This window comes from Curtobacterium sp. VKM Ac-1376 (genome assembly GCF_015351025.1).
Classification (GTDB): domain Bacteria; phylum Actinomycetota; class Actinomycetes; order Actinomycetales; family Microbacteriaceae; genus Curtobacterium.
Window position 1 is genome coordinate 250,745 of sequence record NZ_JADKRV010000004.1, and the last position, 23,164, is coordinate 273,908.

The window sequence follows — 23,164 nt, forward strand, 5'->3', positions numbered from 1 at the left end:
GTTCGGGTGAGCCAATTGACGCAAAAGCTGAACGCCGGCGCAACGCGGCCCCCGTCCGGGGGTGTTGCCGGCGCGTTACGGGGTACACACTGGTCCACCTATCGGCGGAGCTGCGCGGTCCCCCGTCGTGCTGACAGCACTCCTGTGGACCGGCTCCGCGTCGTCTCGCGTCCGGAAGGACGACAGGTGCGGCCTGGAGGCACGAATCGTGCGGAAAGGAAAGTCCTGTTCAGGGAGAGGTCACCAGGCGCGTCGGGGGCACCGGAAAAGGTCCCGTTGCGGTCCGGTGGGACTTCGGTCACGGAGCGGTGACGGCGGGCGGCGCGCTTCGAACAGGGGTACGAACGTCGGCCGATCGGGGGACGGAGCGCGACGCGGAGAATTCACCTTCGACGGCTGCTCACCCCGGGCCGTTCCGACGAACCCCGGGCGTGTCGCAGCCCCCGTCCGTGGCGTGCGGGACGGGGTCTCAGGCGCCGTAGAACTCGCGCTCGAACACCTGACGTGCGCGGCGCGTGACGCCGAGGTAGTCGTCCTCGAGCTGGCTCGCGGACCCCGGCGGGTACTCCAGCAGGCGCGCGACCCCTTCGAGCTGCACCCGGGCGATCGGCAGCACGTCCGTGGTCTTGCCGGACCACAGGACGAGCGCGCTGCGGGTACGGGAGGCGAACCGCCACGCCGCACCGAGTCGCTCGCCGTCCTCGGGGGCCACCAGCCCCGCGGCGACCGCTCCGTCGAGCGCTTGGAGCGTCGAAGTCGTGCGGAGTGCCGGGATCTCGAGTGCGTGCTGCAGTTGCAGGAGCTGCACGAACCACTCGACGTCGCTGAGTGACCCGCGGCCGAGCTTGAGGTGTCGCGCCGGGTCGGCACCGCGCGGCAGCCGCTCCGACTCGACCCGGGCCTTGATGCGGCGCACCTCGCGCACCTCGTGCTCGTCGATGCGTTCCGGGTACCGGGTGCGGTCGGCGAGGTGCTCGAAGTCGCGGAGGAGCTGGGCATCCCCCACGGCGCCGCGGGCACGGAGGAGCGCCTGCGCCTCCCACGTGAGCGACCACCGGGCGTAGTAGGCGCCGTAGGACTCGAGCGTGCGCACCACTGGGCCGTTCTTCCCCTCGGGGCGCAGGTCGATGTCGAGGTCGAGCGGGTGGATCGTGTCCTCGGTCAGGCGGTTGAGCTCGCGCACGACGGTCTGGGCTGCGCGGGATGCGACCTCGGTCGGCAGGTCCGGCGCACGGTACACGTAGAGGACGTCGGCGTCCGAGCCGAAGCCGAGCTCCCGGCCGCCGTACCGTCCCATCGCGATGACCCCGAACTCGAAGCCGTCGGGGGCATCGCGGCGGGCAAGGGCGAGGGCACCGGCGAGCGTCGCCTCGGTGACGTCGCTCAGTGCCGGACCGAGGCCGTCGACGTCGAGGTGCCCGAGCACGGCGGCCATGCCGAGCCGCAGGGTCTCCCGCCGGCGGGCCGACCGCAGCAGGGCCGCCGCGCCGTCGACGTCGTTGCCGTGGCGAGCGGTGGTGGCGGTCATCTCGGCCAGGAGCGAGTCGATCGGCCGCGGACGCAGGAGGGCCTCGGGCTCATCGAGCCAGGCCACGGCCTCGGGGAACCGCTCGAGCAGCCCGGACAGGAACGCCGACTCCGACAACACCGTGGTGAGGGAGTGGGCGGCCCCGGACGAGTCACGGAGCATGCGGAGGAACCAGCTCGACTCCCCCAGCGCGTCACTGAGCCGCCGGAAGGCCAGGAGCGCCCGGTCCGGCGCCGGTCCCTCGGCCATCCACCGCAGCAGGACCGGCAGCAGGTTCCGCTGGATGGCGGCGCGCCGGCTCGTGCCCTGCGTGAGCGCCCGGATGTGCCGGACCGCCCCGGCCGGGTCGACGAAGCCGACGCCGGACAGCCGGTCGACCACCTGGTCGTTGGTCAGGACGATCTCGTCCTCGGTCGACGCCACGGCGGAGAGCAGCGGCCGGTAGAACAGCCGCTCGTGCAGCCCGCGGACCTCGAGCTTCACCTGGCGCCACCGGGCCTCCAGCGCCGAGGCCGAGGTCCCCACCCGGCTCGACCGGGCGAGCACCCGCAGTTCTTCCTCGTCGGTGGGCATGCGGTGCGTGCGCTGGAGCCGACGGAGCTGGATCCGGTGTTCGAGCACGCGCAGCAGGGCGTAGTCCGGGCCGAACCGAGCCGCCTCGGCACGACCGACGTACCCGGCGTCGGTCAGCGCGTCCATCGCCTCGAGCGTGGAGCGGACCCGCACCGACTCGTCGTCACGCCCGTGCACGAGCTGCAGGAGCTGCACGGTGAACTCGACGTCGCGCAGGCCACCCGGGCCGAGCTTGAGCTGCCGGTCGACGTCGGCGTCCGGGATGTGTTCGGTGACCCGCTCGCGCATGCGCTGGACCGACTCCACGAACCCGGGGCGCGTCGACGAGTTCCACACGAACGGCGCCACGGCCTCGGCGTAACGGGCGCCGAGGTCGGCGGACCCGGCGATCGGGCGGGCCTTGAGCAGCGCCTGGAACTCCCACGCCTTCGCCCACCGCTCGTAGTAGGCCACGTGCGAGTCGAGTGTGCGCACCAGGGCGCCGTCCTTGCCCTCCGGCCGGAGGTTCGCGTCGACCTCCCACAGGGCGGGTTCGGCGGCGAGGTCGGTGATCACGTGCGTCGCTGCGATCGCGATCCGGGTGGACACGAGCACCGCCCGGTCGGTGGGGACCGCGTTGGTGCCCTCGGTCACGAAGATGACGTCGACGTCGCTGACGTAGTTGAGCTCGCGGGCGCCGGCCTTGCCCATCGCGATGACCGCGAGCGGGGTGGCGGCGACCTCGGCCGCCGGGAACGGGACCTCGCGGCGGGCGACGTCCACCGCGGCGTCGAGGGCGGCCCCGGCGAGGTCGGCCAGACCCGCTGCCACGGCCGGGAACGCGTCGGTCGGCACGGGGTGCAGCACGTCGTACAGGGCGATCTGAGCGAGGTGCCGGCGGTAGCGGACCCGGAGGCGCATCCGGGCGTCCTCGCCGGTCGCGCCGTCGATCGCCTGGGCCAGCGAGGCCGTGTACCGCTCCTGCGACCACGGCGCGCCGACGGGTTCGAGCAGCAGAGCGAGCTCGGCCGGACGACGGTGCAGGAAATCCCCGAGCCCGATCGAGGAGCCGAGCAGGCGCACCAGGCGCTCGGTGGCGGCCTCGTCCGTGAGGACGGGCCGGAGCGCGTCCGGCGAACGCTCGAGCAGCCGCTCCAGCATCCGCAGCGCACCGTCGGGATCGGCGGTACCGCCCCAGAGCACGGCAGACCCACCGACCGGCAGCGGCACGTATGGGCCGAACCGGGCCTCCAGGTCGGCGCTCCGCTCCAGGCTCTCCGAGAGCTCGGCGAACCCCAGGCGGGCCAGCTCGGAGCGTGACGTCGGCGTCCGACCGGTCATGTGGAACGTGCTCCCGAGGGGTCAGGGCGCTCGGTTCTAGAGCGCGCCGAGGTTGGTGTCGAGCTCGAAGGGCGTGACCTGGTCGCGGTAGCGCTTCCACTCCTGCCGCTTGTTGAGCAGCACGAAGTTGAAGACCTGCTCGCCGAGGGTCTCGGCCACCAGCTCGGAGTCCTCCATCAGGCTCAGCGCGTGGTCGAGGCTCGACGGCAGCTGGCTGTAGCCGAGGGCCTTCCGCTCCGAGTCACTGAGGCTCCAGACGTCGTGCTCGGCCTCGGCGGGGAGTTCGTACTCCTCCTCGATGCCCTTGAGTCCGGCTGCGAGCAGCAGCGAGTACGCCAGGTACGGGTTCGCCGCGGAGTCGATGCCGCGGTACTCGATGCGCGACGACTGGCCCTTGTTCGGCTTGTAGAGCGGGACACGGACCAGGGCCGAGCGGTTGTTGTGGCCCCAGGTCACGAACGACGGGGCCTCGTCACCGCCCCAGAGGCGCTTGTACGAGTTGACGAATTGGTTCGTCACCGCGGTGATCTCCGGCGCGTGCTTGAGCACACCCGCGATGAAGTGCTTGGCGGTCTGCGAGAGCTGGTACTCCCCGCCGGCCTCGTAGAAGGCGTTCTGATCGCCCTCGAAGAGCGAGACGTGGGTGTGCATGCCGGACCCGGGCTGACCGGAGATCGGCTTCGGCATGAACGTCGCGTAGACGCCCTGCTCGATCGCGACCTCCTTCACCACGGTGCGGAAGGTCATGATGTTGTCCGCCATGGTCAGCGCGTCGGCGTAGCGGAGGTCGATCTCGTTCTGTCCGGGGCCGGCCTCGTGGTGGCTGAACTCCACCGAGATGCCGAGGTCCTCGAGCATCCGGACGGAGCGGCGCCGGAAGTCGTGGGCGCTGCCGCCGGGGACGTTGTCGAAGTAGCCGGCCTGGTCGACGGGCTGCGGGCCGCCGTCCTTCCACTCGCGGCTCTTGAGCAGGTAGAACTCGATCTCGGGGTGCGTGTAGAACGTGAACCCGCGGTCGCTCGCCCGGGCCAGCGTGCGCTTCAGCACGTTGCGGGGGTCGGCCACGGCGGGCTGCCCGTCCGGCGTCGTGATGTCGCAGAACATCCGGGCGGTGGGGTCGATCTCGCCGCGCCACGGGAGGATCTGGAACGTCGAGGGGTCCGGGTGCGCCAGCACGTCGGCCTCGTACGAGCGGGTCAGGCCCTCGATCGCGGAGCCGTCGAACCCGATGCCCTCGGCGAAGGCGCCCTCGACCTCGGCCGGGGCGATCGCCACCGACTTCAGCGTCCCGATGACGTCCGTGAACCAGAGTCGGATGAACTTGATGCCGCGCTCCTCGATGGTGCGGAGCACGAAGTCCGTCTGCTTGTCCATGCACGACCTTTCCGTGGATCGGGTGGCCGCTGGAGGGCCAGGTCCCAGGCTAGTGGTCGGGCGCTGTCAGCGGGGGCGTGCGACGCGCCGTCACCGTGCGGTCGTCAGCGGTCCTCGGCGTCCCACTTCTCGTTGTTCGCGGCGATGCGGTCGAGCGCGTGCTGCGCCTCCTCGCGCGTCGCGAACGGACCGATCCGGTCGCGCTGCGGGGACTGCGGGCCCTGCTCGACCTGACCGGTCTTGTCGTTGAACCACCACTGGGACTCGATGCGTTCTTCGCTCATGTCGCCCACCGTACCCAGGTCACGGCCGGGAGGCCCGGTGCCGGTCCGGCGGGACCGGCACCGGGCCTCCCGGGGGTCGCGCCCACCACGTCGGGCCGCACCGTGGGGCCGTTGCGCTCGGCGCGTCGCGCCGCGGCTAGAGTGGTCCGCATGCCCCGGGACGAACACGGACACCTGACCGCCGGCCGTATCTCCCCGCACCGCGCCGTCCCGAAGGACATCGAGCGTCCGGAGTACGTCGGGAAGGTCGCGCCCCACGAGCACGGACTCGGTGACACCTACACCCCGGACGAGGTCGAACGCATCCGCGTGGCCGGGCGCATCGCGTCGCAGGCCATCGACGCCGTCGGGGCCGCCATCCGTCCCGGCGTCACCACCGACGAGCTCGACCGCATCGGCCACGAGTACGTCGTCGCGCACGGGGCCTACCCCTCCACCCTGGGCTACCGCGGGTACCCGAAGTCGCTGTGCTCCAGCCTGAACGAGGTCATCTGCCACGGCATCCCCGACGACACCGTCCTGCAGGAGGGCGACCTCGTCAACATCGACATCACCGCCTACAAGGACGGCATGCACGGTGACACGAACCGGACGTTCGTCGTCGGCCAGGCCGCTCCCGAGGTGTCGGACCTGGTGACACGGACCGAAGAAGCACTGCGCCGCGGCATCAAGGCCGTCGCCCCCGGTCGCCAGGTGAACGTCATCGGCCGCGCGATCGAGGCGTACGCGAAGCGCTTCGGCTACGGCGTCGTCCGGGACTACACCGGCCACGGCGTCGGTCGGGCCTTCCACTCGGGCCTGATCATCCCGCACTACGACGCGCCGCAGTACGACACGGTGATCGAGCCGGGCATGGTGTTCACCATCGAGCCCATGCTCACGCTCGGCGGCATCGAGGCCGACATCTGGTCGGACGACTGGACCGTCTCGACGCGCGACAAGTCGTGGACCGCGCAGTTCGAGCACACCCTCGTCGTCACCGAACGCGGCGCGGAACTGCTCACCGTCTCCTGACCGGCCCCTCTTCCTGACCGGGCACCTCTTCCTGACCGGGCACCTCCGGCAGGCAACCGAAAGGCACGACAACCTCATGACCTCCCTCGCAGTCGGCGTCGACATCGGTGGTACGGGCATCAAGGGCGCGATCGTCGACGTCGCCTCTGGTGCACTCACCACGGACCGCATCAAGAAGGCCACCCCGGAGGGCGGCAAGCCCCAGGACATCACCGCGGTCGTGAAGGAGATCATCGGCGAGCTCGCTCCGGCCGACGACGTCGCCGTGGGCGTGTGCTTCCCCGCGATCGTGCGGGACGGCAAGACGATGTCCGCCGCGAACGTCTCGAAGAAGTGGATCGGCTTCGAGGCCGAGGCCCTGTTCGAGAAGGAGCTCGGCCGCCCGATCCACTTCGTGAACGACGCCGACGCCGCCGGGTTCGCCGAGCAGCAGTTCGGCGCCGCGAAGGGCCGGGCCGGCCTGGTCATCGTGACCACGCTCGGCACCGGCATCGGCACCGCGCTCATCAACGACGGCGTCCTGATCGTCAACTCTGAGCTCGGGCACCTGGAGATCGAGGGGCACGACGCCGAGTCCCGCGCCTCGTTCGCCGCCAAGGAACGCGACGACCTGTCGTGGAAGCACTGGGCGAAGCGGCTGCAGAAGTACTACTCGACCCTCGAGGCGCTGCTCTCCCCCGAGCTGTTCGTCGTCGGCGGCGGGGTCTCGAAGCAGTACGAGGAGTTCCTCCCGCTGCTCGACCTGCAGGCGGAGATCATCCCGGCGACGCTCCGCAACAACGCCGGCATCATCGGCGCTGCGACCCTCGCCGCGCGCAGCGTCTAGTCCTGGTCGAACCGGGCGTACCTGGTCGAATCGGGCGTACCTGATCGGAACTTCCGACCAGGTACGCCCGTTCTCATCAGGTACGCGTGTGCGTCGGGTGCCCCTCGCATCGGGCACCGCGAGCCGGGTAGACTCACTGCAGCGAATGGGTCGGTGAGACGGTCGCGTCGCTCCCCCGGGAGCGCCGAGGAACGTCCGGGCTCCACAGAGCAGGGCGGTGGGTAACACCCACCCGGAGCAATCCGCGAGACAGTGCCACAGAAAGCAGACCGCCGGCGGCAACGTCGGTAAGGGTGAAACGGTGGTGTAAGAGACCACCAGGGGTCCGGGTGACCGGATCCGCTCGGTAAACCTCGCCCGGAGCAAGGTCAGACAGAGGACGCTGAGGCTGCTCGCCGAGTCCTCGGGTAGACCGCTGGAGGCCGACGGCAACGTCGGTCCGAGAGAGATGGCCGTCACCGCCGTGCAAGCGGCGGGACAGAACCCGGCGTACGGCCGGCCCATTCGCCCTTCTCCGTGCCGCGTTGTCCTGCGCGAGCGGCGCGCGCGGTCACGACTCCCCGCTCAGCTTCGCCGAGTGGTCACCAACTGTCGGCCGGCGCCACCACAGCCGACAGTTCGTGACCTCTCGGAGCGACGCGAGCGACGCGTTGCGACCAGCCTCCGACGGACGGGAGGCGCGGTGCCAGCTGGCACCGCGCCTCCCGTCCGTTCGGGTCGGGTCGGGTCGGGTCGGGTCGGGTCGGGTCGGGTCTGGTCTCAGTCCACGGGACGCGCCAGCGCGGCCGTCACCGACTTCGAGAGCACGAGGGTGATGCCGAGGAGCGCCGGGATGAGCAGGACCCAGCCGACCGCGGCGACGCGGAAGACGCCCTGGAACGCGCCGATCGCGACGGCGCCCTGCAGGACCTGCCACACGATGATGCCGGATCGCACCCACGACCGGCTCCACCACAGGCCGTTCAGCAGCGCACCGAGCCAGAGCGCGGCGAGGGCCACGAGGACCGTGAGCGCGATCCCCGAGGCGATGCTCGCAGCCGGGGCGACGAGCAGTTCCACGATCAGGACGACCGTCACCACCACGAGCGCGAGGAACTCGAGGCCGACCACGGCGAGCAGCCCCAGCAGGGCGGGTGATCGCGACGCGGCGCGGGCGGAGGGATCGACGTCGTTCGGGATGTCGTCGTGCACAGTGATCCTCCAGCATTGCAACCCTTGATTTGGCCCTACCAGTATGGAACGATATTGGAGGTCGTTTGGACGGCACGATGTGGTGTGCGTCTCCCGTGGTTCATCGCTCCTCCCCCGAGCGTCACGCGGGCGTCAGACTCGCTTCCAGCGGACTCCTCCCCCACAGTTGTCCCCTTCATGCCGCATGCATGTACAGCGTTCCGATCCCCCGAACCACGGCCCCGGCCTGCCGTTCGAGCATCGACATCAAGGAGCACCACACATGGACTGGCGTGACAAGGCTGCCTGCCTCACCGCGGACCCCGAGCTCTTCTTCCCCGTCGGGAACACCGGGCCCGCCGTCGACCAGATCGAGAAGGCCAAGTCGGTCTGTGCTCGCTGCACGGTCACCGAGATGTGCCTGCAGTACGCTCTCGAGAACAACCAGGATGCCGGTGTCTGGGGCGGCCTCAGCGAGGACGAGCGTCGTGCGCTGAAGCGTCGCGCCGCCCGTGCCCGCCGAGCCTCCTGACCCGGACCGTCCGACACCACGACGCCCGCCGCCCCCTTGGGACGGCGGGCGTCGTCGTGCGCGCGGCGGCGGGGAGCGGGGAGCGGCTAGCGGGGAGCGCAGATGGAACCAGGTTCCGGGCACAGCACCGTGGAATCCCGCGGTGCAGTGTCCGGAACCCGGTTTCCGGAGGGGTGCTACTGGCCGGCGGATGACTCCGCGGGGGCGGTCAACCAGCGGAACGGGATGCTGATCGTCACCTCGGTACCGCTGCCGGTCAGGGTGTGCCAGTCGATGGTGCCGCCGAGCTCGCCCTGGATGAGCGTGCGGACGATCTGAGTACCGAGGCCGGAGCCGACCTTGCCCTCCGGCAGCCCGACACCGTTGTCGCGGACCTCGATCTCCAGGTGGTCCTCGAAACGGCGGGCCACGATCTCGACCTCGCCGTCGCGGCCGTCGAGCCCGTGCTCGACGGCGTTCGTGACCAGCTCGGTGAGCCCGAGGGCGAGCGGCGTCGCGGCCTCGGAGGGCAGCACCCCGAACTCGCCGGTCTTCTTCGGGTGCACGGTGGTGTTGTGCGAGGCCGCGACCTCGGTGACGAGCTTCAGCACCGAGTCGAAGACCTCGTCGAAGTCGACCGTCTGACTGAGTCCGCTCGACAGCGTGTCGTGCACGACGGCGATCGCAGCGACCCGGCGCATGGCGTTCTGCAGCGAGGTCCGTGCCTCGTCCGAGTGCGTGCGGCGCGCCTGGATGCGGAGCAGTGACGCCACCGTCTGCAGGTTGTTCTTCACGCGGTGGTGGATCTCGCGGATCGTGGCGTCCTTGGTGATGAGCTCGCGCTCCTGGTGCCGGAGCTCCGACACGTCGCGGCAGAGCACGATCGCACCGATGCGCTCACCGTGGTCACGGAGCGGGATCGAGCGGAGCGACACCGTCACGCCCTTCGACTCGATGTCCGCCCGCCACGGGGCGCGGCCGGTGACCACGAGCGGAAGCGACTCGTCGACGTCGAGCTGCGCGCCGATGAGCTCGGTGGTGACCTCGGCCAGGGACTTCCGCTCGAGTTCGCCCTCGAAGCCCATGCGGTTGAACGCGCTGAGCCCGTTCGGACTCGCGAAGGTGACGATGCCGGCGGTGTCGAGCCGCAGCAGGCCATCGCTCGCGCGGGGCGCACCGCGACGGGGACCCGCGGGTGCGCCGAGGTCGGGGAAGTCTCCGGTCGCGATCATGCCGAACAGGTCGTTCGCGCTCGCGGTGAAGTTGAGCTCCTGGCGGCTCGGGGTCCGCATCTCGTCCTGGTTGGAGTGCCGGGTGACGACGGCGATCGGGCGCTCGGTCGTCTCCGCGCTCTTCGCACTCAGGCGGCGGAGCACCGGGATCGCACGCACGCGGGTCGGGGTGTCCTCGTACCAGTCGGGCTCGGCGGAGTCGACGACCTTCGCCGCGGCGAAGCTCTCCGTCACCTGTCCGCGCCACTCCTCGCGGATCTCCTGTCCGACGATGTCGCGGTAGAACAGCGTCGCCGCGGAGCTCGGTCGGGCGTGTGCGACGGCGACGAACGAGCCGTCCTCGGCCGTCGGGACCCAGAGCACCATGTCTGCGAAGGACAGGTCGGCGAGGAGCTGCCAGTCCCCCACCAGCAGGTGGAGCCACTCCACGTCTGCTTCCGAGGAACGGCCTTGCGCGAGGACGAGGTCACTGAGGGTCGACACCCGGCCAGTCTAGGTCCGCCGCCTTGTGGAGAATGTCGCACTGTCCACAGGACCAAGGCGTGCAAATATCGTATGTTGCACGCCGCATACGCTCGCTGCACCGACGGAAGGGGTACGGGTGGCAGAGCAGGCACGCCGGATGGAAGAGGCGACGACGACGGCGCACCCACCACCGCTCCGGATCGTCGGCCCGGAGTCCGAGACCGCGCCGGCGGCTGATCCCCCCGACCCGTCCGCGACCGCGCGTGCGCTCGGTCTCTGCGTCGCCGAGGTCCTGACGGGATCGCGCGAGGTCGACAGCATCGCGCGGTGGATCACCGACGACGTGCAGCGGCACCTGCAGCAGCGAGCAGCGGTCGCCGCGCACGCCAGGTCCGCGGGTCGCCGTTCACGGGCACGTCCGATCCTGCGGGTGGGCAGCGTCATCGTCTGTCGCCCGGCGGACGGCGTCGCCGAGGCGACGGTGGTCGTGCACACCCGAAGCCACGCCCGGGCGGTGGCCATGCGACTCGAGGAACGGCATGGCAGGTGGCGGGCGACCGCGATCGGGGTCCTGTAGCGCAGGCGTTCCGACGGACGCGGGCGCCCCGCTCAGCGGCGATGCGAAGAAGCATCGCGCGGGGCGCGCCGACCGAGCACGCGAGGGAGGCGCGGTGCCAGCCGGCACCGCGCCTCCCGTCCGTCGCAGCGGACGCTAGTTCTTCTTGGCGGCCTGTCGACGCTCGGCGCGGTTGCTCGCGGCGGCCTGGCCGGATGCGGTGGCCGCGTTGCCGAACGCGGAACCCTGCTCAGGCTCGGCGGCTGCCTCAGCCTCGGCCTGGGCGCGCTGCGCACGAGCAGTCGCTGCCTGCTCGAGACGGCCCTGCTCGTCACGGACCTCGACCTCGCCGTCGATCGACGGTGCCGAGTACTCGAGGCCGGACACCTCGTCCTCGCCGAGGCCCTTGGCCTCGATGACGGCGTTCTCGCCGTCGGACTGCACCTGCACCTCGAGGTTGAACAGGTAGCCCACGGACTCTTCGCGGATCTGTCCCATCATCGTCTGGAACAGGGCGTACCCCTCGCGCTGGTACTCGACCAGCGGGTCACGCTGTGCCATCGCACGGAGGCCGATGCCGTCCTTCAGGTAGTCCATCTCGTACAGGTGGTCGCGCCAGCGGCGGTCGATCACCGAGAGCACCACGCGACGCTCGAGCTCGCGCATCGCCTCGTCGCCGAGGAGCTCTTCGCGCTGCTGGTAGGCGAGCTTCGCGTCGGAGAGGATCTCGCGGGCGAGGAAGTCACGCGACGCCTTGCCCTTCGAGCCGGCCTCGGTGATGACCTCGTCGATGGAGATCGAGATCGGGTAGAGCGTGCCGAGCTCGGTCCACATCGCGTCGAGGTCCCAGTCGTCCGGCGAGCCCTCTCCGGTGTGGGTGTCGATGACGTCGTCGATGACGGCCTTGAGGAACGACTGCGCGCGGTCGTGCAGGTCGTCGCCCTCGAGGATGTGCCGGCGGTCGCTGTAGATCGCCTCGCGCTGGCGGTTCAGCACGTCGTCGTACTTCAGGACGTTCTTGCGGATCTCGGCGTTCCGGCCCTCGACCTGCGCCTGGGCGGAGCGGATGGCGCGCCCGACGAGCTTGTTCTCGATCGCCAGGTCGTCCGGCACGTTCGAGCGGCCCATCAGGCTCTCGGCGGCACCGGAATTGAACAGGCGCATCAGGTCATCGGTGAGCGACAGGTAGAACCGGCTCTCGCCCGGGTCCCCCTGACGGCCGGAACGACCGCGCAGCTGGTTGTCGATGCGGCGCGACTCGTGGCGCTCGGTCCCGAGCACGTACAGGCCACCGACTTCGCGGACCCTGTCACCCTCGACCTCGACCTCGGCCTTCACCGCCGCGAACACGTCGTCCCACGCGGCCTCGTACTCGTCGGGCGTCTCCGTCGGCGAGAGCCCCTTGGCGTGCATCTCCTGCACGGCGAGGAACTCCGCGTTGCCACCGAGCATGATGTCGGTCCCGCGACCGGCCATGTTCGTCGCGACGGTGACGGCACCGAAACGACCGGCCTGGGCGACGATCGCGGCTTCACGCGCGTGGTTCTTCGCGTTGAGGACCTCGTGCTTGACGCCCTTCTTCGCGAGGAGCTTCGACAGGTACTCGGACTTCTCGACGCTCGTGGTGCCGACGAGGACGGGCTGACCCTTCTCGTGGCGCTCCGCGATGTCCTCGGCGACCTGCTCGAACTTCGACTTCTCGTTCTTGTAGACGAGGTCGGTCTGGTCGATGCGCTGCATCGGCTTGTTCGTCGGGATCGGGACCACGCCGAGCTTGTAGGTCGACATGAACTCGGCCGCCTCGGTCTCGGCGGTACCGGTCATGCCGGAGAGCTTCTGGTAGAGGCGGAAGTAGTTCTGCAGCGTGACCGTGGCGAGGGTCTGGTTCTCCGCCTTGACCTCGACACCTTCCTTCGCCTCGATCGCCTGGTGGATGCCCTCGTTGTAGCGGCGACCCATCAGGATGCGGCCGGTGTGCTCGTCGACGATGAGCACCTCGCCGTTCATCACGACGTAGTCCTTGTCGCGCTTGAACAGGGCGACGGCCTTGATGGAGTTGTTCAGGAACGAGATGAGCGGGGTGTTCGCCGACTCGTACAGGTTGTCGATGCCGAGGTAGTCCTCGACCTTCTCGATGCCGGGCTCGAGGACACCGACCGTGCGCTTCTTCTCGTCGACCTCGTAGTCCTCGCCCGGGGTGAGGCGCTTCGCGATGGAGGCGAACTCGGTGAACCAGCGGTTGGCCTCGCCCGAGGACGGGCCAGAGATGATGAGGGGCGTGCGGGCCTCGTCGATGAGGATCGAGTCGACCTCGTCCACGACCGCGAAGAAGTGTCCGCGCTGCACCATGTCGGAGGACTGCCACGCCATGTTGTCGCGCAGGTAGTCGAAGCCGAACTCGTTGTTCGTGCCGTACGTGATGTCCGCGGCGTACTGCTCGCGGCGCTCCGCCGGAGTCTGGTTCGCGATGATGCAGCCGGTCGTCATGCCGAGGGCGCGGAAGACGCGGCCCATGATCTCGGACTGGTAGGACGCCAGGTAGTCGTTCACGGTGATGACGTGCACACCGCGCGACGGGATCGCGTTGAGGTAGGCGGCCGTGGTGGCGACGAGGGTCTTGCCCTCACCGGTCTTCATCTCGGCGATGTTGCCGAGGTGCAGCGCAGCGCCACCCATGAGCTGCACGTCGAAGTGCCGCATGCCGAGGGTGCGCTTCGCCGCTTCGCGCACAGCGGCGAAGGCCTCGGGCAGGAGGTCGTCGAGGGTCTCGCCGTTGGCGTACCGCTCGCGCAGCTCCTTGGTCTCGTCGTGGAGTTCCTCGTCGGTGAGGCTCGAGAAGTCGTCCTCGAGGTCGTTGATCGCCGAGGCGTACACCTTCAGCCGACGGAGGGTTCGTCCTTCGCCGATGCGGAGGACCTTCTCCAACACGTTTGCCACGTGAGCTCCTTACGAGGTCGTCGCGCGCGACCTGCGCGCCCGATCGACCAGTCATGCTAGCAACCCGCGGCCACCCTGCGCTGTGAGCGCCGCTGGTCGGGGTGACACAGGTGTGCGCGGCCCGCGAACGGACCGCGCACACGGTGCGGAACGGCGTCCGCGTCGTTCGGGTCAGGCCGTCGCCGCGGCCCGCTCCGCGTCAGCCGGGGCCTGGGAGCGGGGCACCTCGTCGATGCCGATCACGCCGTAGTCCCAGCCCTTGCGGCGGTACACGACGCTCGGACGGTGGGTCTCGGCGTCCACGAACAGGTAGAAGTCGTGCCCGACGAGCTCCATGAAGTAGAGGGCGTCGTCGACGGTCATCGGGGCGGCCTCGAACACCTTGTGCCGGATGACGACGGGGCTGTAGACCTCGTCCTCTTCGTCGGCACCCTGGTCGTCCACGACCGGGACGGCACCGGTCGCGACGTCCTCGATGAGCTTGCCGTCGGCGGGAACGACCCCCATGCCGTCGAAGCCGCTGCCGGCAGCCTCGGCCACCGAGGTGGGGCGGTGACGACCGTGGTGCACCTTGCGGCGGTCGCGCGCCCGACGGAGGCGCTCCATGATCCGCGCGAAGGCGAGGTCGAAGGCGGCGTACTTGTCGGACGCCGCGGACTCGGCCCGCACGAGCGGCCCCGGTCCGATCAGTGTGAGCTCCACGCGGTCCTCGCCCTGGCTGCCGCTCGACTTCTCGTTGTGGCGGCTGATGCGCACCTCGAACGCGAGGGCGCGGTCGGCGAGCACGTCGATCTTCTCGGACTTCTGTTCGACGTAGGTGCGGAATCGGTCGGTGACCCCGACGTTCCGGCCCGTGATCGTCACGTCCATGTGGCGGCTCCCATCCAGTGTCGGCGCGTCGCCTCCGTCCGGCGACCCGAACGCCTTGCCGCGAGGCTAGCCCCGAGCACCTGTCCGCGTCACGGGCCCGCCGCGAGTCCACCGGACACTCACCGGACGCTCAGGGGACACCGGGTGTTCACCACAGCGCTCAGTCGTCGACGCTCGCGACGGCGACGCAGCGCACGACCCGGCCACCGCCCGCACGGACCGCGCGGACCCCTTCGGCCATGGTGACGCCGGTCGTCACCACGTCGTCGACCAACACGACGTCCTGCCCGGTGACGCCGGACGCCCGGAGCGTGCCGACGGTGGCCGCGACCCGTTCGACCGCCGAACGCTCCTTCTGTCCGTGACCGGCTCGGGCGCGACCGGCACGCGTCCGTCGGAGCTGCCCGGTGCGCCGGGCCCCGCCGCGGGCGAGCAGCAGCACCACCGGGTCGAACCCGCGGCGCCGGGCACCGGCGGGCGACGGCGGTATCCGGAGTACCACGGCACCCGCCGGGGCCTCCGCGAGCGCCGCCCGGAGGAGCGCGCCGAACCGGACACCGAGCGGGCGGGCGACGTCGACGCGGCCGCGGAGCTTCAGCTCGAGCAGCAGGATGCGGACGAGCCCCTCGTACTCGTACGCCGCATCGAGCCGGACGCCGGCGACGAGCCGGACCCGGCGGGGCGTGGCGGCGAGGACGGCACGGCACGGTGGACAGAGCGCGTGGTCCGGCTGCCCGCACCCCAGGCAGGCGACCGGCAGGAACAGGCCGAGCACGGCGAGCAGCGCGTCGCGCCACGGGGTCGGAACGTTGTGCTGGGGCATGTCACGAGTGTGCAATCGACCACGGGGTGGCGGGGAGCGGCCTGGCGGAACGTGGACGGGCCTCCCCGCCGGGTCGGGTGTGGAGGACCGGCGGCCGTGCCGGACCGCGCGCGCCTCGGCCCCGGTTCCTGCACCCGCGCTGCACCCGCACCCGTCAGCGCTGGACGCCGAGTACGTCGGCGCTGACGCCCGTCGAGTCCCACCCGCCGCCGGTCGACTGCAGCACCGATCCGTTCGACATCCGCAGCAGCAGCGACCCGCCGCTGCCACCGCTGATCGCGGTCGCACGGCCGTCCGGCTTCGGCAGGGTGCTCGACTTCCCACCGATCGTCGTCCTGACGATGTTCGGTCCGGCGGTGGTCTGCCCGACCGAGGCGACGTCGGTGTCGTTCACCCATGCGGCGCCGACCGCGGTGCCGCTTGCCGACTGCACGCGCACGGGGGAACCGAACGACGTCGGTGAGCGGTCGGAGCCGCGGAGGATCGCCATCACATACAGGCCGGGGCCGTCGTCCGTCTCGATGAGCGCCAGGGCCCTGGTGGAGTCACGGGAGACCTGGAACGACACGAGGTCGCCGCGCGGGAGCGTGGTGGTCACCTGGTGGGGGTCGCCGCCCAGGCCGTAGGCGGTGATGCGGCGGGTGTCGGACTGCTGCCCGACCCAGACGAAGCCGAGGTCGTCGACGGCGGGGGCGACGAGGTCCTCGCGGGCGTCGATGCGCAGGCGGTCCTTGCCACGGACGACCACGACGCCGTCACGGTTGCCGACGGCGGCGGTGGTGCCGGACGCCGACAGGGAGATCGACGCCGGGTCGAGACGCGCGATGGCCTCTCCGACGCCGCTGCCGAGTTCGGCGACCTTCCCCGTCCCCGCTGCCGCGTAGCCGACGACGCCGTCCTCCTCGACGAGGGGCCGGGGGTCGACGTCGGGGTTCTGCTGCGCGTCGGCACCGCCCGAGTCGGAGACGGAGAGGGCGGCACCCTCGATGGTCATCGAGACCGACGAGACGGTGGCGACCGAGGCGAGCGACTTGCTGAGTTGCTCGCGCATCCGCACCTTGTCCACCGTGCTCGCGCGGAGGGCGTCGCTCGACAGGTCGACGAGGGCGGTGCCGCTGTCGACGGTCACGGCGTTCAAGGACAGCTGGGTGCCCTCCGGGAACGAGGAGACGACAGCACCCCTGAGCCAGTCGGCGGGGCCGGCGAGCAGCGCGCTCGCGATGCGGGTGCTCGTCGAGGACCGCGCGAGGAACCACCGTTGGTCGGGCACGAGGTACCGGTAGGTGGGGTCGTAGAAGTACAGGGCGTGCGGCTGGAACACCGACTCGAAGCTCACCGGCGACAGGATGACGCCGTCGGGGGCGTAGGCGATGCGCCACTCGCCGTCCTCGCGGACGAACTGGAACGTCAGGGTCGACGAGGTGGGGCGGACCGCCTGGGTGTACTCCCCCTCGGAGTCGACCGTCGCGCTGGCCGTCAGCGTGTAGGTCAGCTCACGGTCGTCGGCTCGCTCGACGGTGCCACTGCCGTCGCGGATCGTGACGCCCTGGCGCGGGTTCCACTGCTGGGAGAAGTCCGAGGCGAGGAACTGCCGCGCGATCGCGTAGTCGTCCTGGGCGCCGGTGGCGGCGGCGATGAACCCGCGGAGGATGGCGGTCTGGTCCGACCCGGTGATCGGCTTGTCCGGACGGAAGTCGACGCCGGACAGCGACTCGTCCTCGATCGTCTGACCGGTGCGCACCGCCCCGTCGGTGGGGATGGCCGCGCAGGCGGTGACCGCGAACAGGCTGACCGCCGCGAGCGCGACGGCGAGGACGTGGCGGATCCGGTGGCGCATCAGGGCTCCTCTCGCACGGCGCGGGGGCCGTCGTACGACTCGTCGAGCGCGGGCAGGGGGATCGCCGACGTGGCGGTGGTCCCCTGCTCGTTGCGGGGAAGGGTGAGGACGAACGTCGACCCTGCACCGGGGCGCGACCACACGTCGATGCGGCCGCCGTGCAGCTTGGCGTCGCCCAGGCTGATCGCGAGGCCCAACCCGGTGCCGCCGATGGTGCGCTTGCGGCTCGGGTCCGCGCGCCAGAACCGGTCGAACACCCGCGCGGCGTCCTCGGGCGGCATCCCCACGCCCTGGTCGCGGACCGCGATCGCGACGGTGCGGGCGTCGCTGTCGACGACGACCTGCACGGGCTTCGCGTCGCCGTGCTCGATGGCGTTGCCGACGAGGTTGCGGAGGATGCGGCGGACGCGCTTGGCGTCGAGGCGCATGGTGGTGTGGCCGCCGGGGGTGGCGAGCTGTAGGCCGATCCCCGCGCGTTCTGCGAGCGGCCGGAACTCCTCGACGATGTCGGCGGCGAGCGCCGCCGGCAGGACGGGCTCGGTGTCGAGCTGCACGGCCTGCGCGTCGTACCGGGAGATCTCGAGCAGGTCGGCGAGGAGCAGCTCGAACCGCTCCACCTGGGCGTGCAGGAGCTCGGCGGACCGGCCGACCGAGGGTTCGAAGGCGTGCCGGGAGTCGTAGAGCATGTCCCCGGCGAGCCGGATCGTGGTGAGCGGCGTGCGGAGCTCGTGTGACACGTCGGACACGAACCGCTGCTGCACGCGGGACAGCTCGGCGAGCTGGGTGATCTGCCGGCTCACGGCCTCGGCCATGCCGTTGAAACTCCTCGCCAGCGTCGCGAGGTCGTCCTGGCCGCGCACCGGGATGCGTTCGTCGAGCCGCCCCGCCGCGATCTTCCGGCTCGTCTCCGCCGCTCCGCGGATCGGCACGACGACCAGACGGACGACGAGCGAGGTCACCAGGGCGATGAGCACCATGAGCGCGACGCCGCCGATGGAAAGCGTCTGCGACACGAAGTCGAGGGTCTGCTGCGCGTCCGACAGCTCGTAGACCAGGTAGAGCTCGTACTGGCCGGCGCTGGGGATCTGCAGCGTGGACCCGACGGCGAGACCCGGCACCTTCCGCCCGTCGTCCTCGAGCTGCACCGGTTGCAGGCTGAGGCGACCGGTGTTCTTCCCCACCTCTCGCCGCAGGGCGTCGGTGATCACCGCGTCCGGGAAGCCCTGGCTGGCGATGGTCTGCAGTGCCTGCGGGGTCGACTGGTCCGGGCTCCGCTCGATAGCGATGCTCGTGCCGCCCGGGCTGGTGGTGTTCGACAGGATCGCCTGCTGCGCCTCGTTCTGCAGGGTCTCGAGTTCGGACTGGTTGTTGTCCTCGGCGGCGGTCGCTGCGTCGAAGATGCCCTGCGCCACGATGGTGGCCCGGGCCGACTCCGACTCGATCTGGTCACGGCGCTGCGAGTAGACGTTCGTCGAGATGCTCACCATGACCGCGGTGCCGATGATCCCGACGGCGAGCCCGGTCGTCATCACGGTGATCGCGACGGACCGGAACATGAGGGAGCGCCGCCACAGGAACGCGACGGGCCGCCATCCTCGACGCAGCCAGCGCCGCAGGCGACGCCGGCCGCGCCCCACCACGCCGATGGAGACGGTGGCGCCGCTGGCCGAGCGCGACGAGCGCGGCACGGGCTTCAGGCTCCTCCGGCGCGGTACCCGACGCCGCGGACCGTGGTGACGGTCTTCGGGTTGTCCGGGTCGTGCTCGATCTTCGCGCGGAGGCGCTGCACGTGCACGTTCACCAGCCGGGTGTCGGCCTTGTAGTGGTAGCCCCAGACCTGCTCGAGCAGCATCTCCCTGGTGAACACCTGGTTCGGCTTCTCGGCGAGTGCCCGGAGCAGGTCGAACTCGAGCGGGGTGAGCGCGATGACCGTGTCGCCGCGGCGGACCTCGTGCCCGGCGACGTCGACGGTGACGTCCCCGACGTGCAGCACGGTGGCGTCGGTCGCGCTCGGCCGCAGCCGGGTGCGGATGCGTGCGACGAGCTCCTTCGGGTTGAACGGCTTCACGACGTAGTCATCGGCGCCGTTCTCGAGGCCGGCGACGACGTCGGCGGTGTCGCTCTTCGCCGTGAGCATGATGATCGGCGTGCCGCTCTCGGCACGGATGCGCTTGCACACCTCGATGCCGTCGATGCCCGGGAGCATCACGTCGAGCAGCACCAGGTCAGGCTTGGTGGCGTGGAACGCGTCGACCGCGTCGTTGCCGTCGGCGCTGAACTCGGGCTCGTACCCCTCGGAGCGGAGCACGATGCCGATCATCTCGGAGAGGGCCTGGTCGTCGTCGACGACGAGGATGCGCGGTGTCATGTGATCTGGACTCCGGGTGGCGTGCGGCGGTGCCGGGATCGGCACGTGTCCCCTCACGATAGCCGAGGCCCCGTCGCGCAGCGTTTTCCGCCAGGATGGGGGCGGACCGCACGTCGCAGCGCGGTCCGACACGACGAGGGGGCTGAGGTCATGTCCGATTGGCACACACCGGGTGGGCAGCAGGGTGGGCAGACGCCGCCCGCGTCCGGACCGGCGCAGGGCGCTGGACCCCAGCCTGGAGGCCCGCCCCGCTTCTCCGTGCCGCCACCGCCCGCCACGGTGCCGAGCGGGCACGGGCCGGGTTTGCCGGGTCATGCCCGCCCGCCCGCCGGCTCGCGTCCGGTGATCCCGCTGCGCCCGCTCGGGCTCGGCGACGTGCTCGCCGGCGCGTTCACCGTCTTCCGACGGAACGCCCGCGTGCTGCTGCTGTGGAGCGTGCTGCTGAGCGGCGTGCTCGGCCTGCTCTCGACGTTGGCCAGCACCTTCGGCCAGCAGGCCCTGCAGTCGCGGATGTTCTCCGCCCTCGACGGCGGCAGCGGCGCGGAATCGGTCATCGCCGGCTCGGTCACGCTCTGGGCGCTGCTCGCCGTCGGGCTGCCGTTCCTGGCGTACCTCGGCCGTGGGTTCCTCGTGGCTCCGGTCGCCGCCGACACCGGGCAGCGGGTCCTCGGGCGCCGCGCGACCTTCCGCGGCCTGTGGGCGCTGCTCGCCGGGCGCCGTTGGCCCGTCGTCGGGTGGATGTTCGTGCAGATCGGTGCGGGACTCGTCGTCGGCATCGTCGCCGGACTCGTGTTCTTCGCCACGTTCGCCGCGATCGGCGCCGGGAACTCGAGCGCCGGTTGGTTCGTGCTGGCGCTCGTCCTGCTCGTGCTCGGGTTCGGCGTGGTCATCACCTGGCTCGCCACGCGGTTCGTCCTGACCGTCCCGACGATCGCGCTGGAGGGCCGGTCCGTGTTCGCCGCAGCCGCGCAGTCGTGGCGGCTGACCCGCGGGGCGTTCTGGCGCACCTTCGGGATCCTGCTGCTCGTGCAGCTGATGTTCGGCTTCGCAGTGTCGATCGCCTCGGCGCCCCTCACCATCGGCGCCGTGCTCATCGGCGGCACCTTCGACCCGCTCGGGCAGACCGGTGGTTCGTCGGGCGTCGGGGTCGGAGCGACGGTCGCGATCGTCGTCGGTAGCCTGCTCGCCATCGCGGTGCAGTGCATCACGGACGTCCTGAGCGCGTCGGTGACCACGTTCCTGGCGATCGACCGGCGGATCAGGACCGAGGCGCTCGACCAGCGGATCGCGTCGCACCTCGACACGGGGCGGCCGACCGACCCGTTCGCACCGTCGGAGCCCGTCGCCCGGCAGCCGTGGCCGCCGCAGCAGCAGCCGTGGCCGGGGCAGCAGCAGTGGTCCGGCCAGCCGGGCCCGGGGTGGCAGCCGCAGCCCGGACCGAGGCAGTCGTGGCCGACGCAGCAGCCGCCCCACCAGCAGTGGCCGACGCAGCAGCCGCAGCAGTCGTGGCCGACGCAGCAGCCGTGGTCCGGCCAGCAGCCCGAGCGACCCCGGGAGCGCCCCGGCCAGGCCCCACCGGACGGTCGCGCGTGACGGCGGTCGACCCGGACGAGGCCCGTCGGCTGCTCGAACACGAACTCGACCGGTCCGCCTACGACGGTGCGCAGCCGACGTGGTGGGACCGCGCGTCGCAGTCGTTCCTCGACTGGCTCGGGTCGCTCCGCGCCGACGGTCTGGACTCACCGGCGGCGGCCCGGACCGCGCTGGTGATCGCGATCGTGGTGCTCGTCGCCGTGATCGTGCTCGTCGTCGTCGCCCGCGGGCTCCCCCGCCGCCGCGCGCGCACCGGTGACGGCGCCACGGGTGGCGTCTTCGACGACGACGACCTGCGGTCCGCCCGGGAGCTCCTCGAGGCCGCGCAGGACGCCGCCCGCCGCGCCGACTGGTCCGCGGCGGTGCTCGACGGCTTCCGTGCGATCGCCAGAGGCCTCGGCGAACGCGACCTGGTCCCCGACGTCCCCGGTGCCACGGCCCGCACCATCGCGAGCCGCGGCGCCCTGCCGTTCCCGGCGGCAGCCGGTGCCCTCGACGACGCCGCGAGCACGTTCGACGCCGTCCGGTACCTCGGCGCCGCGGCCGACACGGCCACCGCACGCCGGGTGCTCGACACCGAGCGCGACGTGCGCCAGGCACGCCCGGCCCGGTCCGGTGAGCCGGTGGGCCCGGCATGACCACCGACACCGCGGTCCGCCCCGCAGCCGGTCCGACTGAGCGCGGAGGCCGCCGAACCCGGATCGGCTTCTGGGTCGCGATCGCCCTGGTCGGCGTGGTCCTCGCCGTCCTGACGGCGGTCGTGCAGGGAACCGACCGGACCGCACCACGACCGCTCGACCCGACCTCGACGACCGCCAGCGGTTCCGCCGCCCTGGTCCGTGTGCTCGAGCAACGAGGCACGGCCGTCCGGATCACCGACACCGCGGACGGGATCGACGGCGGAACTGTGTTCGTCGACGACTCCGCCGGGGTCCTCGACCCGGACGTCGCCGCACGGATCGCCCGGACGGCCCGACACGTCGTGCTCGTCAGCACCAGCGGCGCCGGGTTGGAGGGGCTCGGGCTCGACGTCGAACCGGCGACGCCGGTCGACGGCGGCGCGACCGTTTCGACCGGCTCCTGCGCGATCCCGGCTGCTGCATCGGCGCGACGCGTGTCGAGCGGCGGGTCCGGCTACACCGTCCCCGACGGCGGAGCCGACCGCTGCGCACCCACGGGGACCGGCGCCGATGGCGTCTGGGGACTCGTCCGCACCGAGACCCCGGCCGGGGACGTCACCCTGCTGGGCACGACCGACGCGCTGCGGAACGACACGATCGCCACGGCCGGCAACGCCGCGCTCGCCCTCGGCCTGCTCGGCGCCGACGAGCGGCTGACCTGGTACACCCCGGCGGTCGGCACCCCCGACGCCGCCCCGACCCTCGGCGAGCTCGCGCCGCCGTGGGTGCCGAGCGCCCTCGCCCTCCTCGCCCTGGTGGCCGTGGCCGCCGGTGTCTGGCGCGGACGACGACTCGGGCCGCTGGTCGTCGAGCGGATGCCCGTCGTGGTCCGCGCCGCCGAGACCACCGAGGGTCGCGCCCGGATGTACGCCCGGACCCGTGACCGGACGCACGCGCTGGACACGCTCCGCGTCGCCGCGGTCCGGCGGATCGGTCGCCTGCTCGGCCTCCCCCGATCGGCCCACGTCGACGAGGTCGTCCGCGCGGCGGCCCAGGCGACCGGCATCCCGCACCCCCGCGTCGGTGCCGTGCTCGTCGGCGGGACCACCGACGACGACCGTGCGCTCGTCGACGGCACCGCGGCGCTCGACGACCTCGAACGCGCCGTCCGCCGCGCCACCGCCGGCGACCGCACCACCACCGACCCCGACCGACCAGGAGCACGACCGTGACCGACCTGCCCCCTGCCACGACCGAGCACGA

The 23,164-nt window shown here is 71.4% G+C and carries 18 protein-coding genes and 1 other RNA gene; 8 read left to right on the forward strand and 11 right to left on the reverse strand.

All coding sequences use genetic code 11. The annotated features are described in order from the left end of the window. Nucleotides 1-469: 469 nt before the first annotated feature. The 3 genes from ITJ56_RS07915 to ITJ56_RS07925 form a co-directional block, all read right to left on the reverse strand. Complete coding sequence (locus ITJ56_RS07915; protein WP_194629404.1) at nt 470-3,421, reverse strand: bifunctional [glutamine synthetase] adenylyltransferase/[glutamine synthetase]-adenylyl-L-tyrosine phosphorylase; 2,952 nt, start codon at nt 3,419-3,421, stop codon at nt 470-472. A 36-nt stretch (nt 3,422-3,457) separates the two neighbouring features. Next, on the reverse strand, nt 3,458-4,795 hold the full coding sequence (glnA, locus tag ITJ56_RS07920) for a type I glutamate--ammonia ligase (RefSeq protein WP_194629406.1): 1,338 nt from the start codon (nt 4,793-4,795) through the stop codon (nt 3,458-3,460). A gap of 104 nt (nt 4,796-4,899) precedes the next feature. Continuing rightward, nucleotides 4,900-5,079, reverse strand: coding sequence for an SPOR domain-containing protein (locus ITJ56_RS07925; protein WP_111023013.1), 180 nt, complete (start codon nt 5,077-5,079; stop codon nt 4,900-4,902). 150 nt (nt 5,080-5,229) lie between these two features. Here ITJ56_RS07925 and map point away from each other — a divergent pair, with 150 nt between their 5' ends. The 3 genes from map to rnpB all read left to right on the forward strand — a co-directional run bounded on the left by map (nt 5,230) and on the right by rnpB (nt 7,426). Beyond that, complete coding sequence (gene map / locus ITJ56_RS07930) at nt 5,230-6,093, forward strand: type I methionyl aminopeptidase (RefSeq protein ID WP_194629408.1); 864 nt, start codon at nt 5,230-5,232, stop codon at nt 6,091-6,093. A gap of 76 nt (nt 6,094-6,169) precedes the next feature. Further along, a complete protein-coding gene (gene ppgK, locus ITJ56_RS07935) occupies nt 6,170-6,919 on the forward strand; it encodes a polyphosphate--glucose phosphotransferase (protein WP_194629410.1) in 750 nt (249 codons plus the stop codon). Between the two features lie 146 nt (nt 6,920-7,065). Further along, nucleotides 7,066-7,426, forward strand: an RNA gene (rnpB, locus tag ITJ56_RS07940) — RNase P RNA component class A. A gap of 252 nt (nt 7,427-7,678) precedes the next feature. On the opposite strand, the gene ITJ56_RS07945 is transcribed toward rnpB, so the two are convergent. Next, nucleotides 7,679-8,110 (reverse strand): hypothetical protein, encoded by a 432-nt coding sequence (locus ITJ56_RS07945; protein ID WP_194629412.1) that lies wholly within the window; start codon nt 8,108-8,110, stop codon nt 7,679-7,681. Nucleotides 8,111-8,372: 262 nt separating this feature from the next. Between ITJ56_RS07945 and ITJ56_RS07950 the strand changes: the two genes are divergently transcribed. Next, complete coding sequence (locus ITJ56_RS07950; RefSeq protein ID WP_194629414.1) at nt 8,373-8,621, forward strand: WhiB family transcriptional regulator; 249 nt, start codon at nt 8,373-8,375, stop codon at nt 8,619-8,621. 176 nt (nt 8,622-8,797) lie between these two features. On the opposite strand, the gene ITJ56_RS07955 is transcribed toward ITJ56_RS07950, so the two are convergent. Beyond that, the gene (locus ITJ56_RS07955; RefSeq protein WP_194629416.1) at nt 8,798-10,315 is read right to left on the reverse strand and encodes a sensor histidine kinase; all 1,518 of its coding nucleotides are present in this window, start codon (nt 10,313-10,315) and stop codon (nt 8,798-8,800) included. 118 nt (nt 10,316-10,433) lie between these two features. Here ITJ56_RS07955 and ITJ56_RS07960 point away from each other — a divergent pair, with 118 nt between their 5' ends. Then, a complete protein-coding gene (locus ITJ56_RS07960) occupies nt 10,434-10,874 on the forward strand; it encodes an Rv3235 family protein (protein ID WP_194629418.1) in 441 nt (146 codons plus the stop codon). A gap of 135 nt (nt 10,875-11,009) precedes the next feature. Here the strand turns inward: ITJ56_RS07960 and secA are convergent, their stop codons facing one another. From secA to mtrA, 6 genes are all read right to left on the reverse strand, one after another. Beyond that, a complete protein-coding gene (gene secA, locus ITJ56_RS07965; RefSeq protein WP_194629425.1) occupies nt 11,010-13,790 on the reverse strand; it encodes a preprotein translocase subunit SecA in 2,781 nt (926 codons plus the stop codon). Nucleotides 13,791-13,961: 171 nt separating this feature from the next. After that, nucleotides 13,962-14,660, reverse strand: coding sequence for a ribosome hibernation-promoting factor, HPF/YfiA family (gene hpf / locus ITJ56_RS07970; RefSeq protein WP_194629432.1), 699 nt, complete (start codon nt 14,658-14,660; stop codon nt 13,962-13,964). A gap of 160 nt (nt 14,661-14,820) precedes the next feature. Then, on the reverse strand, nt 14,821-15,483 hold the full coding sequence (locus ITJ56_RS07975) for a ComF family protein (RefSeq protein ID WP_194629434.1): 663 nt from the start codon (nt 15,481-15,483) through the stop codon (nt 14,821-14,823). Nucleotides 15,484-15,637: 154 nt separating this feature from the next. After that, the gene (locus tag ITJ56_RS07980) at nt 15,638-17,320 is read right to left on the reverse strand and encodes a GerMN domain-containing protein (RefSeq protein ID WP_194629436.1); all 1,683 of its coding nucleotides are present in this window, start codon (nt 17,318-17,320) and stop codon (nt 15,638-15,640) included. Further along, nucleotides 17,320-19,008: an MtrAB system histidine kinase MtrB gene (gene mtrB, locus ITJ56_RS18725; protein ID WP_323749753.1), complete on the reverse strand. Its 1,689-nt coding sequence runs from the start codon at nt 19,006-19,008 to the stop codon at nt 17,320-17,322. Before mtrB ends, ITJ56_RS07980 begins: the two co-directional genes overlap by 1 nt. 5 nt (nt 19,009-19,013) lie before the next feature. Further along, nucleotides 19,014-19,688: an MtrAB system response regulator MtrA gene (gene mtrA, locus ITJ56_RS07990; RefSeq protein WP_194629438.1), complete on the reverse strand. Its 675-nt coding sequence runs from the start codon at nt 19,686-19,688 to the stop codon at nt 19,014-19,016. Nucleotides 19,689-20,030: 342 nt separating this feature from the next. On the opposite strand from mtrA, the gene ITJ56_RS07995 reads away from it, so the two are divergent. From ITJ56_RS07995 to ITJ56_RS08005, 3 genes are read left to right on the forward strand one after another with little or no spacing between them, the layout of a single operon-like run. Continuing rightward, nucleotides 20,031-21,281: a glycerophosphoryl diester phosphodiesterase membrane domain-containing protein gene (locus ITJ56_RS07995; protein ID WP_194629440.1), complete on the forward strand. Its 1,251-nt coding sequence runs from the start codon at nt 20,031-20,033 to the stop codon at nt 21,279-21,281. Continuing rightward, on the forward strand, nt 21,278-21,919 hold the full coding sequence (locus tag ITJ56_RS18905; protein ID WP_194629442.1) for a DUF4129 domain-containing protein: 642 nt from the start codon (nt 21,278-21,280) through the stop codon (nt 21,917-21,919). Before ITJ56_RS07995 ends, ITJ56_RS18905 begins: the two co-directional genes overlap by 4 nt. Then, nucleotides 21,916-23,133 carry a DUF4350 domain-containing protein gene (locus ITJ56_RS08005; RefSeq protein ID WP_194629444.1) on the forward strand — a complete coding sequence of 406 codons (1,218 nt, stop codon included), beginning with the start codon at nt 21,916-21,918 and terminating at the stop codon, nt 23,131-23,133. The genes ITJ56_RS18905 and ITJ56_RS08005 overlap by 4 nt, the downstream gene beginning before the upstream one ends. The last annotated feature ends 31 nt before the right edge of the window (nt 23,134-23,164 follow it).